Annotated in this window: 20 protein-coding genes; 7 read left to right on the top strand and 13 right to left on the bottom strand. The window is 68.2% G+C overall.

Annotated features, from left to right (window positions below; translation table 11 throughout):
• Positions 1-26: 26 nt before the first annotated feature.
• From AC3A3G_RS06345 to AC3A3G_RS06325, 5 genes are all read right to left on the bottom strand, one after another.
• On the bottom strand, positions 27-701 hold the full coding sequence (locus AC3A3G_RS06345; RefSeq protein ID WP_200167153.1) for a helix-turn-helix domain-containing protein: 675 nt from the start codon (positions 699-701) through the stop codon (positions 27-29).
• Positions 702-793: 92 nt separating this feature from the next.
• Positions 794-1,366 (bottom strand): HNH endonuclease, encoded by a 573-nt coding sequence (locus AC3A3G_RS06340; RefSeq protein WP_200167182.1) that lies wholly within the window; start codon positions 1,364-1,366, stop codon positions 794-796.
• A 136-nt stretch (positions 1,367-1,502) separates the two neighbouring features.
• Positions 1,503-1,901, bottom strand: coding sequence for an ASCH domain-containing protein (locus tag AC3A3G_RS06335; protein WP_487487794.1), 399 nt, complete (start codon positions 1,899-1,901; stop codon positions 1,503-1,505).
• A gap of 21 nt (positions 1,902-1,922) precedes the next feature.
• Positions 1,923-2,585 (bottom strand): trimeric intracellular cation channel family protein, encoded by a 663-nt coding sequence (locus AC3A3G_RS06330; protein ID WP_487487793.1) that lies wholly within the window; start codon positions 2,583-2,585, stop codon positions 1,923-1,925.
• A 62-nt stretch (positions 2,586-2,647) separates the two neighbouring features.
• Positions 2,648-3,301, bottom strand: coding sequence for a DNA-3-methyladenine glycosylase family protein (locus AC3A3G_RS06325; protein ID WP_487487792.1), 654 nt, complete (start codon positions 3,299-3,301; stop codon positions 2,648-2,650).
• Between the two features lie 45 nt (positions 3,302-3,346).
• Here AC3A3G_RS06325 and AC3A3G_RS06320 point away from each other — a divergent pair, with 45 nt between their 5' ends.
• Entirely contained in the window at positions 3,347-4,480 is a 1,134-nt protein-coding gene (locus AC3A3G_RS06320; protein WP_200167149.1) for a JmjC domain-containing protein, read from the top strand.
• 16 nt (positions 4,481-4,496) lie between these two features.
• Positions 4,497-5,345 carry a tRNA glutamyl-Q(34) synthetase GluQRS gene (gene gluQRS, locus AC3A3G_RS06315; protein WP_487487791.1) on the top strand — a complete coding sequence of 283 codons (849 nt, stop codon included), beginning with the start codon at positions 4,497-4,499 and terminating at the stop codon, positions 5,343-5,345.
• A 79-nt stretch (positions 5,346-5,424) separates the two neighbouring features.
• On the opposite strand, the gene AC3A3G_RS06310 is transcribed toward gluQRS, so the two are convergent.
• The 3 genes from AC3A3G_RS06310 to AC3A3G_RS06300 all read right to left on the bottom strand — a co-directional run bounded on the left by AC3A3G_RS06310 (position 5,425) and on the right by AC3A3G_RS06300 (position 7,754).
• Positions 5,425-5,628: a cold-shock protein gene (locus AC3A3G_RS06310; RefSeq protein WP_125900630.1), complete on the bottom strand. Its 204-nt coding sequence runs from the start codon at positions 5,626-5,628 to the stop codon at positions 5,425-5,427.
• A gap of 198 nt (positions 5,629-5,826) precedes the next feature.
• Positions 5,827-6,561 carry an extensin-like domain-containing protein gene (locus AC3A3G_RS06305; protein WP_487487790.1) on the bottom strand — a complete coding sequence of 245 codons (735 nt, stop codon included), beginning with the start codon at positions 6,559-6,561 and terminating at the stop codon, positions 5,827-5,829.
• A gap of 92 nt (positions 6,562-6,653) precedes the next feature.
• The gene (locus AC3A3G_RS06300) at positions 6,654-7,754 is read right to left on the bottom strand and encodes a serine hydrolase domain-containing protein (protein WP_487487789.1); all 1,101 of its coding nucleotides are present in this window, start codon (positions 7,752-7,754) and stop codon (positions 6,654-6,656) included.
• A gap of 95 nt (positions 7,755-7,849) precedes the next feature.
• Between AC3A3G_RS06300 and ppk2 the strand changes: the two genes are divergently transcribed.
• On the top strand, positions 7,850-8,593 hold the full coding sequence (gene ppk2 / locus AC3A3G_RS06295; protein ID WP_125900628.1) for a polyphosphate kinase 2: 744 nt from the start codon (positions 7,850-7,852) through the stop codon (positions 8,591-8,593).
• A gap of 6 nt (positions 8,594-8,599) precedes the next feature.
• Here the strand turns inward: ppk2 and AC3A3G_RS06290 are convergent, their stop codons facing one another.
• Complete coding sequence (locus AC3A3G_RS06290) at positions 8,600-9,238, bottom strand: DUF2238 domain-containing protein (protein WP_487487788.1); 639 nt, start codon at positions 9,236-9,238, stop codon at positions 8,600-8,602.
• A gap of 78 nt (positions 9,239-9,316) precedes the next feature.
• On the bottom strand, positions 9,317-10,564 hold the full coding sequence (locus AC3A3G_RS06285; protein ID WP_487487787.1) for an MFS transporter: 1,248 nt from the start codon (positions 10,562-10,564) through the stop codon (positions 9,317-9,319).
• A gap of 61 nt (positions 10,565-10,625) precedes the next feature.
• Here AC3A3G_RS06285 and AC3A3G_RS06280 point away from each other — a divergent pair, with 61 nt between their 5' ends.
• Together AC3A3G_RS06280 and AC3A3G_RS06275 are read left to right on the top strand one after the other, a co-directional pair.
• Positions 10,626-11,645, top strand: a complete 1,020-nt coding sequence (locus AC3A3G_RS06280; RefSeq protein WP_487487786.1) for a UbiA family prenyltransferase — start codon at positions 10,626-10,628, stop codon at positions 11,643-11,645.
• A gap of 25 nt (positions 11,646-11,670) precedes the next feature.
• A complete protein-coding gene (locus AC3A3G_RS06275; protein WP_200167135.1) occupies positions 11,671-12,513 on the top strand; it encodes a DUF3298 and DUF4163 domain-containing protein in 843 nt (280 codons plus the stop codon).
• Positions 12,514-12,520: 7 nt separating this feature from the next.
• Here AC3A3G_RS06275 and AC3A3G_RS06270 read toward each other — a convergent pair whose 3' ends face one another.
• The 3 genes from AC3A3G_RS06270 to AC3A3G_RS06260 form a co-directional block, all read right to left on the bottom strand.
• A complete protein-coding gene (locus AC3A3G_RS06270) occupies positions 12,521-13,450 on the bottom strand; it encodes an alpha/beta fold hydrolase (RefSeq protein WP_200167134.1) in 930 nt (309 codons plus the stop codon).
• Positions 13,451-13,576: 126 nt separating this feature from the next.
• Complete coding sequence (locus tag AC3A3G_RS06265) at positions 13,577-13,774, bottom strand: helix-turn-helix transcriptional regulator (protein WP_487487785.1); 198 nt, start codon at positions 13,772-13,774, stop codon at positions 13,577-13,579.
• Complete coding sequence (locus AC3A3G_RS06260; RefSeq protein ID WP_046651673.1) at positions 13,774-14,181, bottom strand: hypothetical protein; 408 nt, start codon at positions 14,179-14,181, stop codon at positions 13,774-13,776. Before AC3A3G_RS06260 ends, AC3A3G_RS06265 begins: the two co-directional genes overlap by 1 nt.
• A gap of 124 nt (positions 14,182-14,305) precedes the next feature.
• Here AC3A3G_RS06260 and AC3A3G_RS06255 point away from each other — a divergent pair, with 124 nt between their 5' ends.
• Together AC3A3G_RS06255 and AC3A3G_RS06250 are read left to right on the top strand one after the other, a co-directional pair.
• Complete coding sequence (locus AC3A3G_RS06255; RefSeq protein ID WP_487487784.1) at positions 14,306-14,881, top strand: hypothetical protein; 576 nt, start codon at positions 14,306-14,308, stop codon at positions 14,879-14,881.
• The gene (locus tag AC3A3G_RS06250) at positions 14,868-15,533 is read left to right on the top strand and encodes a class I SAM-dependent methyltransferase (RefSeq protein ID WP_412876169.1); all 666 of its coding nucleotides are present in this window, start codon (positions 14,868-14,870) and stop codon (positions 15,531-15,533) included. The genes AC3A3G_RS06255 and AC3A3G_RS06250 overlap by 14 nt, the downstream gene beginning before the upstream one ends.
• Positions 15,534-15,540: the final 7 nt, after the last annotated feature.

Genomic DNA, 15,540 nt, shown 5'->3' with positions numbered 1-15,540 from the left:
CGCGTCTGAAAGACGTCGGTCAGGGTTTACTGAATCGAGTGCACGAGCTTCTGGAGCCACAACGCGCCTTTCAGCGCGAGCGGCAAGGCGAAAGCCAGGACCAATGACCCAGCCACCGCCCAGGCCAGCCGTCGCCAGCCAGCCGATTGGGTCAGAAATTCGAACTTGCCGCCGGAATGTCCGCCAAACAGATGGCCGAACGAAGAATCTCGAACAGGACCATCCGCCCCGTCAGAAACGGAGCCTGTCGGCGCAATGCCGAAACCAGATAGGGCGCCATGTTCCGATGCGCTTCGTTCGACGCCACCTGCTCCAACGCCGCCGCCAGATCCGCGTAGGTCATGGTCGGCAGAACGTCCTCTGGCGAGGTTCCAAGCATCGTGGCTGTCTCCATCAACTCCCCTGAAATCGACAGGGAGAAAGGAGCCGCCCACGACGCCCACAGCCATTGGGGACGAAGCCGGTGGGGGATTACCCCCTATGTCCAGAAAGGCGTTCTCATCCTGTAGCAGAAGGCGCACCGCCTCGTTGCGATTGGCGACGCCCAGCTTCCTGCAGGCGGACGAAATCTGGGCGTCCACGGTCTTGGGAGCCGTGCCGAGCATCCTGGCGATGCTCTTGCTCTGATGGTGGGCGGCGACATAGGCGAGAACCTGCCGCTCCCGTTCCGTCAGCCGCTGCCAATTCGTATCCCGGCTCATGCCCCCTCCAACACCTGTTGAAGGGCATTTTGCAAGAGCTGTGAAGCGCCCGAACGACGCAGACCGTCGCACGACGATCAAAGACGCCCGCCCTACGGCTCCAGCTCGATGTCCCAGTAGAGGTAGTCGAGCCAGCTCTGGTGCAGGAAGTGGGGCGGGAAACGCCGCCCCGCCTGCTGAAGCTGCCAGGCGCTGGGCTGGTGGGCGGTGCGGCGCAGGGGCATGTGCGCCTGACCGGGCGTGCGACCGCCCTTCTTCAGGTTGCAGGGACCACAGGCGGCGACAATGTTCTGCCACGTCGTGCGTCCGCCGCGCGAGCGGGGAATGACGTGATCGAAGGTCAGATCCTGGGACGTGCCCGGCGCGCCGCAATACTGGCAGGCGAAACCGTCGCGCAAGAAGACGTTGAAACGGGTGAAGGCCGGCTTGCGGTCCTGATCCACATAGGACTTCAGGCAGACCACGCTGGGCAGCTGCATCTCCAGCGAGGGGCTGCGGACGACCTTGTCATAGGTGGCGACCACGTCGACGCGGTCCTGCCACACGGCCTTGACCACTTCCTCCCACGGCCACAGCGACAGAGGAAAATAGGATAAAGGCCTGAAATCGGCGTTCAGCACCAGGGCCGGAAAGCCGGACGGCGGGCGGGACAGGACCTGCATCAGGCCCTCCCGCTCATACGGGGGGTTATCGACGCGACAGGACTGAAGACACGTCTCCTTCCTTGGTCTGACGGCGAAACCCTACGCCTGATTCTCCCGCATCGCCATGACAGATACGGCGCGTTTTCGTGACGCGCCCCTAGAAGACCTCGACCAGTTCGAAGCGCTCGCAGACCACCTTCATGTCCGGCACCCAGGTGCCTTCGCGGCGGTAATAGGCCTCATGAGCGTCGCGCCACCATTCGTAGGTCAGGTCGCCCTCCCCCTCGGCGCGGGCGAAGTCCTCGCTGACCTGCTCGAAGGGCATGATCTCGACCTGGGTCGTGCGGATCGCGCAGCGAGGAACGCCGGCGCCGTCCAGAATGACGCTGACCTCGCCCACGGTCGGCATGATGTCGGCCTCGCATGACGCCAGCGACGAACAGGTCGCGCGCTTGCCGCCGGCCAGCACTAGGGCCAGCAATTCATCAGCCAGTTCGGGGCTGTCGCCAAAGGGCCAACGGGGCGCGGCCGCATAGGCGGCGGGAAGGTCGTTCATCTGCGTTCTCGTCAGTTGGGTTTAATATCGCGAAGCGGCGGTCGGGAAGGCGGGCAGGCTCCAGCCCCATTTCAGAGCGCCGGCCCGCACGCCGAACCCGGCCACGACAGCCACCGTCACGGCGGGCCATGTGGGAAGGCTCACGGCCTTCAGTCCGACGAACAGGGCCGCAGACACCAGGGCGGCGGTGATGTTCAACTCGCGCCGCAGCAGGATGGAGGGCTGGTGCGCCAGCACGTCGCGCACGATGCCGCCGAAGCAGGCCGTCAGCACGCCCATGACGATGCAGATCAGCGGCGTCACGCCATAGGACGCCGCCTTGGCCGCCCCCATGACGCCATAGGCCGCCAACCCGACCGCATCCAGCCACAGCAGGGCGCGAAAACGCCACGACCGCGACCCCAGCATCCAGAAGCCGACCGCCGCCACCATGCAGACGGCGACATAGCGCCAGTCCTGCACCCAGAAGACGGGCGCCCCGATCAACAGGTCGCGCAGGGTGCCGCCGCCCATGCCGGTCACGGCGGCGAAGAAGGCGAAGGTCAGGACGTCATGCTTCTCGCGCGCGGCGGCCAGGGCGCCGGTGGCGGCGAACACGGCCACCCCCGCGAAATCCAGCAACGGCAGCACCGCAGCCGGACGAACCAGGTCTGCGCCCGCGATCGGCTCCAACATCGTCATCATCCCCAGGGCGCCGCGCGGCGCCGTCTTCGGGGTCGCCCCCAGCCTTGGTGAAATGCCGAAGGCTAGACGCCTTCGTCCAGCGCGATTTCGCCGCGCCGAACGCCACCATACCACCCCCAGAGCAAATGCGCCGCCACCGCGCGATGCGGCCGCCAGATCTCGGCGCGGGCATAGGCCTGTTTCTCGTTCGGACGGGCCTCGGCGCGGTCGGCCCAGCGCATGGCTTCCTGCAAGGCCACATCTCCGCCGGGGAAAACGTCCTGCCGCCCCTCGCAGAACATCAGGAAGGTCTCGGCCGTCCACTTGCCCACGCCCTTGATGGCGACCAGGGCGGCGATGGCCTCGGCGTCGTCCAGCCGCTCCAGATGATCGAAGTCGATATGGCCGTCAGCATGAGCGCGAGCGATCTCATGGCCGTATTTCGCCTTCTGCCCCGACAGGCCGAAGGTGCGCAGCGTCTCGACATCGCGCGCCAGCACCGCGTCCGGCGTCACCTGACCGTCCAGCCCCTCGACCACCCGCTTCCAGATCGAGGCCGCAGCCGCCACCGAGACCTGCTGCTCCACGATCATGCGGAACAGACCTTCATAGCCGCCGGGCCGCAGCCGCCATTCGAACACGGGCGTCGAGGCGTGCGCCTTGGCCAGGGCCGGATCGGCGGCGGCCAGAGCCTCACGGGCTGCGGCGACGGAAGAAGCGGAGGGAGCAAGGGCCATGAGGTTGTATCGACAGGAAAACAGCGCCGCTCTAGCATCGCGCCCATGCGCACTCTGGACGATCTTCTTCACCCGATCACCCCTGATCGTTTCTTCGCCGACTTCCATGGCCGAAAGCCGCTGCACATCCCGGCCGGCGAGGGTGAGCCGAAGCGTGCGCTGCTGGACTGGTCCACGTTCAACGGCCTGCTGAACCAACCATCGATCTGGACCGCCCAGAGCCTGAAGCTGGTGCACAATACCCAGCCGGTTCCGCCCGAACGCTATTGCCGCACGGTCCAGACCCAGTCCGGCGCCGTCTTCCGCCCCGATCCGGCCAAGGTCGCGCTCTTCGTCGCCGACGGCGCCAGTCTGATCGCAGGCGACGTGCAGGATCTGACCCCGCCGATCGCCGATCTGTCGTCCATGCTGGGGCGCGCCTTCGCCGCCAGCATGGGCGCCAACATCTATTGCTCGTTCAAGGGGGTTCAGGCTTTCGGCGCCCATTTTGATCTGACTGACGTCTTCGCCGTCCAGACCGAAGGCGAGAAGCTGTGGCGCATCTATGAAAATCGCGCAGACGCCCCGGTCGAGATGCCGTCCGGCGTGGGTGACATGCGACACTGGTTCGAACAGACGCGGGGCCGACTGCAGGCCGAAGTGATGATGCGTCCCGGCGACGTCCTCTATCTGCCGCGCGGCTGTTACCATGACGCCCTGGCCCAGGACGCGGCCTCCCTTCACGTCACCTTCTCCATCGCCTCCCTTTACGGCCGCATCATCTTCAATCTGCTTGAGCAGGCCGCAATGCAGGATCCGGCCTTCCGTGCCTATCTGCCGTCACCGGACAAGGACGGCGGTCGCGCCCTGCAGCAACACCTGGCCGGATTGGGCCAGAAGCTGGCGCAACTCGCAGCCTCTTCCGCCTTCCGCGATGAAGTCGCCATGACCCAGGAACGGCTGACGCCCCGTACGCACCGTTTCACTCTGCCCGAGCGAGCGCCGCTGACCCGATACAGCCGCACCGCCGTCATGGCTCCGCTCTACGCCGGTCCCGTCGCACACGCGATGCACTGGGCGCTGTCCCAACATGTCTTTGCTCTGGAAGACCTTATCGCCCAGTTCGACTTCGTGCCCGAATCCGACATTCGCGCCACCGTGGATCAAGCCGAAAAGTCCGGAGTATTGAAGCGGGTCTGACCCGCTCTGACGCGCCATGTTCGCCACCCGCTTCGCTCCCTCGCCCACCGGTCGCCTGCATAGGGGCCACGCCTTCTCAGCCCTGACGGCGTGGGGCGCAGCGAAGGAAGCGGGGGGGCGCTTCGTGCTGCGGATCGAGGACATCGACCCAACGCGGTGCAGGCCCGAGTTCGAGGTCGGGATCCATGAAGACCTGACCTGGCTGGGGCTGGACTGGGAGACGCCGGTGCGGCGCCAGTCGGATCATCGGGCCGACTACGCCGCCGCGGTCGAGGCGCTGAATGGGCGCGGCCTGCTCTATCGCTGCTTCCGCACGCGCAAGGAGATATTGGACGCCATCGGCGATGCGCCCCACGGCCCCGCCGAGGCGGCCCGTCCCGGCCCACATCCGGCCGATGAAGAGGCGCGACTGCTGGCCGAGGGACGTCCCTTCGCCTGGCGACTGTCGCTGGATCGAGCCAAGGAGGCGCTGGGCGGCGCCGCGTGGGACGCACTCCGCTTCATCGAGGAAGGCTCAGGCCCCGACGGCGAGACCGGCCGGGTCAGGGCGCGGCCCGAAACGGCGGGCGACGTGGTGCTGGCGCGCAAGGACGCCGGGACCGCCTATCATCTGGCCGTGACGCACGACGACGCCCTGCAGGCGATCAGCCATGTCATCCGGGGCCGGGATCTGTTCGAAGCGACTCACATCCAGAGGCTGATCCAGGCGCTGATGGGCTGGCCCGAACCTGTCTATCATCACCACCGCCTGCTGGCTGGGCCGGATGGCCGCCGCTACGCCAAGCGCGACCGCTCGGTCACGCTGGCCGAATTGCGGGAAGGCGGGCTGACGCCAGAAGACCTCAGGACCGAGTTGAAGCTCTGATCCCAAAACAGGCGCAAAATAAAAAAGACGCGGAGGTCGCCCCCCGCGTCCTTTCCTAGAACCCTATGGGTTCGGGGCCTTAGAGAACCTTGAGGTCCACAGCCGAGGTCTTGCCGCGCTGGGATTCCAGCTCGTACTCGACCTTGGCGTTTTCATCGAGGCCAGCCAGACCAGCCTTCTGCACAGCGGTGATGTGGACGAAAACGTCCGCGCCGCCCGTGTCGGGTTGAATGAAGCCGAAGCCCTTCGTGGGGTTGAACCACTTGACCGTGCCGGTCGCCATATTGCGTCTCCGTAAACGCGCTTTTCCAGGCGGACGTCCTAGCAGGAGCGCCCGTCAGCCCATCTGGACAAGCTCGTTCAGGCGAAGGAGCAAGACGCGGGTTTGGACCCCACGTGAAATCCGGGCTGCAGCGATGTTGTCACCCGACTATCCACAGCGGTCAACTGTAAAGCGAAATCCCGCTGACAGTCGTTACAGTTAATTTCGTCGCCGCGCGCATACTCCCCGGCCCGCTGCGTCCAGGTGGAAGTGGTCGCGATGCGCAGCGTTATAGTCCGGCGTCAGCACATTGCCGAACAGACGACATCCCCCGTCGCGCAAACGCCGAAGAAACGCCGCCCCGGCGGCCCCTGAAGGGCCCTGACCGTCCCAATCGGCGGCCAGCGTCGTCCGGCGGCCGTCCGATAGGCCCACGCCCGCCACATCGAGCGCGTTGGCGCGCGCGTGCTGGCTGGGGCGCGCCGCCGTGTCGGCCGAGCCGTAGACGCGACGGCAGGCGTAGGTTCCCAGATTGTCGATCCGGACGGCCTCTGCGCCCATGATCTCGCGAGCGGCGGGACGCACGACCTCGCGATCCCACAACAGGAGCCGCGCCGCCATGGGGCAGCGCATGGCCACGCCCGGCGGGTCGAGGGGCGTCAAATCGCCGCCGGTCAGCCGCACCGCCCCCTGCACGACGCAGAATCCGCCGTCGTCGCGATCCGACGCCCGCTCGACCGCGACGCCCGCCTGGCGCAGCAGGATGATGCAGCGCGTCGTGCCGGTCTCGACCTCGGCGGCGGTCGCCGTCGGCGGCAGGTCCAGCGCCCGTATCTTTGCGGCCGTGGCGGCGCCGATGGGCAGGCGCAGGTCGAGCGGCTTCCACGGCAGATCCTGCGGCGGGGCCCATGCATCGATCATGGCGAAGGCGCCGCAGGCGGCCAGGGCCAGCATCCACGCCTCGCTCCAGAGATCTGCCAGCGGCGTGGACGGCGGTGGCTTGGACCTTCGCGGCGCTGGAGGGGAGGTCATCGCTGAGCCAATGCTCAGAGCGCGTGCAGGATCCCCATCGCCAGAGCCTGACAGGCCGGGCCGCCGCGCCCGCCGTCGTTGGACAGGCCGAAGACCGCGCGTCCGCCCGCCGGATCGACCAGGGTGATCGCATGCCACAGGGTGTTCGAACCCTCATGGGCGATCACCGGCCCCTTGGCCCAGGGCTGGGGCGGCAGGGCGATCCAGCCGTGAGCGTAGTTGCGCCCCTCGCTCGGCGTGACCAGACGCCGCACCGTCTCGGGCTTCAGCCAGCCGCCGCCCTCGGTCAGGAAGACCTGAAGGAAGCGGGCGTAGTCAGCCGCAGTCATATGAACTGTCCCCGCCGGGCCGAGCGCCAGAGGATTGTCCGCCCCCGGATCAGCCGGATCCATCGGCGTCGTCGTCTCGCCCATGCGGCGGTGGCCCCAGGCGTTGTCGTTTCCGGCCGGAGCGCCGAACCCCGCCGCGGCCAGGCCCAGAGGCCCGAACACCTCGGCCTGCATGGCCTCTTCCCACGAACCGCCGGTGATGGTTTCGATCGCCGCCCCGACCAGCACATAGTTGGCGTTGCCATAGGCGAACGTCCCGCGCGCGCCCGTCGGCGGGGCGGCCAGCGCCTTCTCGACGATGACGCGGCGCTGCTCCGCCAGGGACTGAGGATCGGCGCGGGCCGTCATCAGCCAGGCCATGCCCATGACCGCCTCGTCCTTCAGCCCCGCCGTGTGGGTCATGAAATCGTCCAGCGTCGCGCCGTCCCAGCCCGCGTCGATCGCCAGGTCAGGAAAGGCCTCGGTCAGCGGCATGGCCCAGCGCGCCCGTCCCTGTTCGACCAGACGGGCGAACAGGGCCGCCGTCATCGCCTTGGTGTTGGAGCCCAGGTGCCAGCGGTCATTCGTCGTCGCCGGATCGTCCCCTCCCGCGCGCCGCACGCCGCGCACGCCGGACCAAGCCAGGCCCTCGTCTGTCACCACCCCGCCCGCCAGGGCGACCGGCTTGACCGTCTCGAAGGCCGTCGTCAGGGCGGCGTCGAACGCCGCCTCGCCTTCCGCGCGCGCCACCGTAGGTGCAACCGCGACCGCCGCGCCGACGGCCAGGACATGACGACGATTGATCATTTTCGGCTCCTTTTGCGTTGCACCCTGAACGGCGAGGCTGGCGACGCCAGTGAATTCGCCGCAAGGTTCGCCGATCGCGACACAAGGACACGCCCATGGCCAAGGACGACTACGCCGACATCCTGGAAGCCCTGCAGATCCAGATGGTCGAGACCCAGGCCTGGGCCATCGAACAGGGACTGAAGGTCGTCATCGTCTTCGAGGGGCGCGACGCCGCCGGCAAGGACGGGGCGATCAAGCGCATGACCGAATACATGGCTCCGCGGCAGACGCGCGTCGTCGCCCTGCCCAAGCCGACCGACCGCGAGACGACCCAGTGGTATTTCCAGCGCTACGCCGCCCATCTGCCGGCGGCGGGCGAGATCGTGATCTTCAACCGCTCCTGGTACAATCGGGCCGGGGTCGAGCCGGTCATGGGCTTCTGCACGCCCGAACAGCATGAGCGCTTCCTGCACGACGCTCCGCATTTCGAGCGGATGCTGACCCAGTCGGGCGTCATCCTGATCAAGCTGTGGCTGGACATCAGCCGCGACGAACAGGCCCGCCGCCTGGAGGAGCGCGTCGACCACCCGCTGAAACGCTTCAAGGTCTCGTCCCTGGACGCCGAAGCCCAGGCCCGCTGGAGCGCCTATTCCGCCGCTCGCGACGAGATGCTGAAGCGGACCCATGTCGACTACGCCCCCTGGACCGTGGTGGCGACCGACAAGAAGAAGACGGCGCGGCTGAACATCCTGCGCCACGTCCTGCGCCGCCTGAACCGCCCCGGCCTGGAGTGCCGCGAGCCGGACCCGTCGGTCGTCTTCTCCGCCGATGAGGCGAAAGGGCGGCTGGCTGAATAGGCCTCTTCAGCCGCCGAACAGGCGCCGGTTCTTGTCGATGAAGGCGCGCAGGGCCCGCACCAGCGGCCCGCCTTCGCGTCCCTTCAGATAGGCCCAGCCGGCGCCCGCCCCGATCAGGGCGCCGATGGAATCGACGATCAGATCCCACATGGTGTCGACCAGGCCGGACTTCTGGGTGTTGAGGCCGAACACCTGATCCAGCATGAACTCCCAGATCTCCCACAGGGCGCCGATGGTCACGGCGAAGCAGAAGGCGAAGAAGGCCACCGTCAGGGGCGCGGCCTTCAACTGGCTGCCCTGCACCAGCATCAGCATCAACAGGGCGCCGACCAGGCCGAAGGCCACGGCCGAGCCGCCGTGCAGCACCACGTCCCACCACCAGTAACGCTCGTAGAAATCGCCCATCTCGCCCAGGAACAGGGTGGCGCACAGGAAGACGGCGATGGCGGTGACGAAGCCGATCGGCAGGTTCAGCCCCACGCGCGGCGCCAGCCAGAACGGAACCAGGGTCAGCAGAAACGTCCCGGCGCCGACGAAGGTGACGCTGAACTCGCCGGTCAGGAAGCCCCCGACAGCCGCGCCCAGCAGCACCAGCCAGGTCAGGACGAGCAGCCAGGGAAACGGGGCCTTCCTGCGTATCGTCATCCGTCCTGTCCGACCGGCTGCTGTTCTGAGGTCTCGAGCCTAACCGGACGGCTCCGACGCGCAAGCCCGGCGTCGCTCCTAGCGGCTGCGCGCCGTCCGAAGCCGCATCCACCCAGCAATGCCCAGGGCGCAGACGAGGCTCAGAACCGCACCGACCGCAAAGGTCGCCTGCGGGCCGAAGCCTTCCCACAGCAGACCCGCCGCCACATTGCCCAGCAGAGCGATCAGGCCCGAGATCAGGGCGAACAGGCCGAACGCCGAGCCGCGCAGATGGGCGGGCGCCGCATCGGCGATCAGGGTCATCAGCAGGCCTTGGGAAAAGCCCATGTGCAGGCCCCACAACGCCACGCCCAGGTAGAAGACGACCTGATCACTCGCCAGCGCCAGCGCCACGTCGGCGGCGGCCAGGAAGACCAGGCTGAGCAGCAGCAGGGAGGTGCGGCCGATACGGTCCGACAGCGCCCCCACCGGGAAGGCGGCCAGACCGAACACCAGGTGCAGCAGGACGATGGCCGCCGGCGCGAAGGCGGCCGGGACGCCGACGTCCAGCCCCTTCATCAGCAGGAAGGACTCGCTGAACCGCGCCAGGCCAATCACCGCCGTCAGGGCGATCATGGTCCAGGTGCCGGCGTCCAGACGCAGCGCCCCCTTCAGGCTGGGCGGCTTCTTGGCGCCCTCGTCCGGGCGCGGCGGGTCGGACACGCCGCCGACCAACAGGGCCACGGCCAGGAAGGCCGGGATGGAGGCCAGCCAGAACACCGCCTTGATGTCGTTCGCCAGCACCACCATCAGCCCGATCGCCAGCAGCGGGCCGACGAAACCGCCGACCGTATCCAGCGACTTTCTCAGGCCGAAGGCGCGGCCGCGAATGTCCGGCGGCGTCACGGCGGCGACCAGGGCGTCGCGCGGGGCGGTGCGGACGCCCTTGCCGATCCGGTCCACCCCCTTGGCCAGCAGCACCCCCTCGACCGAGGCCGCCAGGGGGAAGATCGGCTTGGACAGGGCCGCCAGCCCATAGCCCGCCACCGCCAGCCATTTGGGCCGCGCAATGCGGTCGGACCAGAAGCCCGACAGGAACTTCACCGCCGTCGCCACGACGACGGAGAAGCCTTCGACCAGACCGATCATCACCGCCGAAGCGCCGAGCCCCACCACCAGATAGATGGGCAGAAGCGTCTGGATCATCTCCGACGAGACATCCATCAACAGACTGACGACGCCCAGAATCCAGACGCTGCGGGGGATGTAGCTGCGAGCCATTCGCGCCCAGTGCGGGATACGGCGCTCGCTGTCCAGCCTGGGTCCGGCTCCGGCGAGAAACTTCATGAAACTGCGATCAAACGCGCCCCCTTCACCCGGCGCCGCCTGGAGGGCTAAGACGGTTCGCATGAACACAGCCCCGCTTCCCGACGCCGCCGGCCAGAACTGGGTCGACCGCCATGCGCCCGAGCGTCTGAAGCCCTGGCTGAAGCTGGGCCGCTTCGACCGGCCGATCGGGACGTGGCTGCTGCTGCTGCCCGGCTGGCAGGGGATCATGCTGGCGCTGAACCAGTACGACCGGCCGTTCGGCGGTTTTGAGCTGTGGCTGGTCGTCGGCTTCGCCGTCGGCGCGGCCCTGATGCGCGGCGCGGGCTGTGCGGTGAACGACATCGTCGACCGCGACTTCGACGCCCAGGTGGCCCGCACCGCCCTGCGCCCCATTCCGGCGGGGCAGATCAGCGTGAAGCAGGCCTGGGCCTTCGTCGGCGGCCTCAGCCTCATCAGCCTGTGCATTCTGCTGACGATGAACCTGACGTCGGTGCTGCTGGGCGCCCTGTCACTGGGGCTGGTGGCGGCCTATCCCTTCATGAAGCGCATCACCTGGTGGCCGCAGGCGTGGCTGGGCCTGACCTTCAACTGGGGCGCCCTGCTGGGCTTCGCGGCGGCGACGGGCGGGCTGTTCGCCCTGGGCTGGCTCTATGTGCTGAGCGTGAAGATCAGCGGGGACAGCTACTGGATGGCCGAGGGCCTGAACCGCATGGGGAACCTCGCCCTGTCGGCGGGGCTGCTCTACGCGGGCGGGATCTTCTGGACCCTGGGCTACGACACCATCTACGCGCTTCAGGACATTGAGGACGACGTCATGGCCGGGGTGAAGTCCTCGGCGCAGGCGCTGGGCGGCAAGGTGAAGGAAGGCGTGGCTGTCTTTTACATCCTGGCCGTGGCCCTGGCCGGCGCAGCGGGCTCCGTCGCCGGTCTGGGGCCGGTCTTCTATGTCGGTCTGGCGCTCTACGCCCTGCATTTCGTCTGGCAGGTGCGGCGGTTGCGGCCGGACGACCCGAAACTTTCCCTGCGTCTTTTCAAATCAAATCGCGATGCGGGGTTGATCCTTCTGGCCGCCATCGCGTTCAACGGCCTAGCTTTCTGATCGAACCGTTCCCAAGGAGCCCGGCATGATCCCTTCGCGCCCCCTTCGCGTCCTTCTCGTCACCGCCGCCGTCGCGGCCTCGCTCGCCGCCTGCCAGCGCAATGAGAAGAAGGAGACGCCCGCCGCGCCGGCCGCCTCCGCCCACGCCGTCGAGGGGCCGCTGAAGTACGACAGCGCCACGCCCTACGCCAAGGTCAGCCTGAGCCTGCCGGAAAACGTGCTGTCCTATCCGGCGCTCTACACCCCGCTGTACCGCGACGAGGTGGCCAAGCTGAAGGAATACGCCGAGGGCGCCCAGGCCGACCGCACCGAAGCCGGTTCGCCCGAGGGCATGCCGCCCTATGAGAAGACCATCGTTTACGGCGCCCCGATCGAGACCAGCCGCCTGTTCAGCCTGATGCGGACCGACTTCGACTATTCGGGCGGCGCCCACCCGAACACGGTCGCCACCGGCCTGCTGTGGGACAAGACCGAAGGCCGCCGCATCGCCGCCGCCGACCTGTTCGCCGACAAGGCCGACAAGACCGGCCTGGAGCGCGCCCTGTGCCAGGCGGTGAACACCGCCAAGACCAAGCGTCCCGGCGCCACGCCCGTCTCGACCACCGGCGAGATGTGGGCCTGCCCCAAGCTGAAGGACGTGGCCGTGACCCTGGCGCCCGGCTCGGTTCCGGGTAAGGCGGGCGGCCTGACCTTCCTGCTCGACGCCTATGCGGTCGGCCCCTATGTCGAGGGCGCCTATTACCTGACCCTGCCGCTGTCGACCTTCCAGAGCGCCCTGTCGCCGGAGTATGCGGGCGAGTTTGCGGGCGCCCCGACCAAGGCGGGCGACGTCACCGACGACCTGCGGCTGAAGGCGCCCGCCGCCTGATCCGCGATCAGTCCTCGCGCTTCAGGAAGGCGTCGACCAGGGCGTCCAGCCGGTCAGGCTGATCGACCATGATGAAGTGCCGGGCGCCGTCGACGCGCTTCAGCGTCACGCCCGGCAGGGCGGCGTATTCGCGGCTCCACAGGGCGTCGGCCATGGCGGCAGGCGCCCCGCCGTCCGCGTCCGAGGCGTAGACCGCCCAGACCGGCGTGGTCATGGCCGCCAGGCCGGGCCGCGCGTCGGTCGTCATTACCTCGCGGATCGCCGAGGCCATCGCCTGGCGGTTCGAGGCCATCGACCAGTCGACCATGGCGGCGCGCCCGGCCTCGTCGCGCATCATGCCGACAGCGGTGCGTTCCTGCTGAACACGGAAGGCCGCTTCGTCCGCGTTCAGGATGGAGGCGGCGGCCTGATCGGCGAAGGGCCGCGCGGTCTGCGGCGTGACCTGCGGGCCGAACATGGCGCTGAAGAAGGGCAGGCTGTCGACGCTCATCACGCGGCTGACCGCCGTGGGGTGCTGCTGCGCCAGCAGAAGGCCGCTGAGCCCGCCCATCGAATGGCCGATGACGGCGGGCCGGTCCAGCGTCGCCGCATAGCGCGCCAGTTCATCGACAGCGGGCTGGACGAAGGCGCCGTCGCCGTGCGTCCACGCCTCGCCCGCGAAACCGGCCAGTTGCACCAGATGGACGCGATGCGTCGCCGACAGGCGCCGGGCCAGCGGACGCCACACCTCGCGCGATGAGGCGAAACCGGGGATCAGGATCACGTCCGGCCCCTGCCCCATCACCTCGACCGACAGCCGATCGGAGACGAAGGCGGGCGCCTGGGCGCGGGCCGGTTCGGCCTGGGCGGGAGACACGATGCTGGCGGCGCTGAAGCCGACGGCGGCGGCCAGGATGAAGGCGCGCAGGGTCTTGGCGGGTGCGGAGATCTTGGTCATGGCGTTTCCTTGGTGTGTTGGCCCTGCCCGCTATTCAGCGCGCAGCAGGGTTCGTCCCTCGAGGCGGCCCCGAAGATGACGGCGATGAAGCGAAACAGGAGAGTAAGGTTTTCCTGACTTTACGCGTCAGGCGTGCGGGTTCTCGAAGATGTCCTCGACCGGCCGCTCGAACAGGGCGGCGATGCGATAGGCCAGGTCGAGCGAGGGGTCGTGCTTCTCGGTCTCCAGAGCGTTGACCGCCTGGCGCGACACCCCCAGCGCCTGCCCCAGCCGCTCCTGGGTCCAGTTGCGCTCGACGCGCAGCAGTTTCAGCCGGTTCTTCATCAGTTCGACGACCGAATGAAGGGTGAGACCAGACCGAAGGCCGCCCAGAACAACGGATAGATCAGCCAGGCCGGCAGATGCGGCGCCCCGGCGAACGTCTCGCCGAAGCCCCAGAAGGTCGCCGCCGCCATCGCCAGGCCGGAGGCGATGATGAACTGCTTGGCCGTGACCATGCGCACGAACTCATCGCTTTCCCGCATCAGCGCCAGCGTCGCCCAGATCTGGCCGATGACCGGAGCGGCCACGGCGGCCGCCAGCACCCAACCCGCAGGGCGCCCCATCACGCCGTCGAAGGCGTCGGTGGTCATCATCGCCACGCAGATCGCCACATAGGGGACCATGAAGGCGAACGTCCGCAGGACGTAGCGGCGCCCGGCGGGGGTCTGTTGTTTGGAAAGGGTCAACATGGCAGGCGCTCCTGACTTTGTGTAAGGTCAACCTTACATCACCAATGTGTCATGTCAACCTGACTTTTTATCAGCCTGTCCTGACTTTCTTGCCAGCCGCTTCGGCGGCCCCTAGCTTGTCGGCATGCGTAGCCTTCCCGCCTTCGTCCTGGCCGTTCTGACGGCCGTCGCGCCCCTTGCGGCGTCCGCCGCCTCGCCTGCCCCGCCCCCGGTCGAGCAGGACGTGCGGGGCGCGCGTGACCATGACGACCTGCCGCGCATGGACGGCGCGCGCATCCGCGCCTGGCGTCAGTTGTCGGTGGCCGAGATCACCCTGCCGACCGGCCCGGTGGCCGAAGGCACCGCCCCGGAAAACGCCCTGCGCCTGCAGGGCCAGATCAGCCACCTGGACTACGCCATCCGCCCCGCCGTCGCGCCGATCGACATGGCGCGCCACTATGAGGAAGCGTTGCGCGAGGGCGGCTATGAAACCGTTTTCGCCTGCACCGGCATCGCCCGCTGCGGCTCGGGCATGGGGTCGCTGATCCTGCTCAGCGACAAGGTCGCGCCCGCCGGGTTCGCCGACGGCGTGTTCAACGATCAGCTGCGGGTGGTCGTGGCGCGTAAGGGTTCGACCTGGGTGCTGCTGCACATGACGCGCGGACCGGATCGGTCGCTGGTCTATCAGGCCGTGATCGAGGGCGCCCGTGAGCTCGACTAGACGGATCGCCGACCCCGCCCGCTTCATCCGCGACAACACCCGCCTTCAGCCCGTCTCCCACACGCCCGAGATTGCCCTGTGGCTGGCCGACGAGGTCACGCCCATCTGGAAGCTGACGGAGGAAGAACTGGGCGAGATGGGCCTGCCGCCGCCGTTCTGGGCCTTCGCCTGGGCGGGCGGACAGGCGCTGGCGCGCTGGCTGCTGGACCACCCCGACGAAGTCGCCGGGCGTCGCGTGCTGGACCTGGCGACGGGTTCGGGTCTGGTGGCGATCGCGGCGATGAAGGCGGGCGCGGTCTCGGTGCTGGCCGCCGACATCGATCCCTTCTGCGCAGCGGCGGTGGCGGCGAACGCTGAGGCCAACGGCGTCGAGATCGCCTTCACCGCCGACAACCTGCTGGAGGCCCCGCCCCAGGCGTTCGACCTGATCTGCGCCGGGGACGTCTTCTATGAAGGACCGATGGCCGAGGCGATGCTGGCCTGGCTGAAGCAGGCGCGCGCGGCAGGGGCCGAGGTGCGGGTCGGCGACCCCGGCCGCACCTACTTCCCGAAGGAGGGCCTCAGCCTGCTGGCCGAATACCGCGTGCCGACCACGCGCGAGCTGGAGGACCAGGAGGTCAAGCGCACGCGGGTCTGGGCGCTGGAGGCGTAGAAGCGCC

It is taken from the genome of Brevundimonas sp. Soil_N_31 (assembly GCF_057655995.1).
Note: the sequence above shows the minus strand (reverse complement) of the source record. Positions and strands in the feature narration are given on the sequence as shown.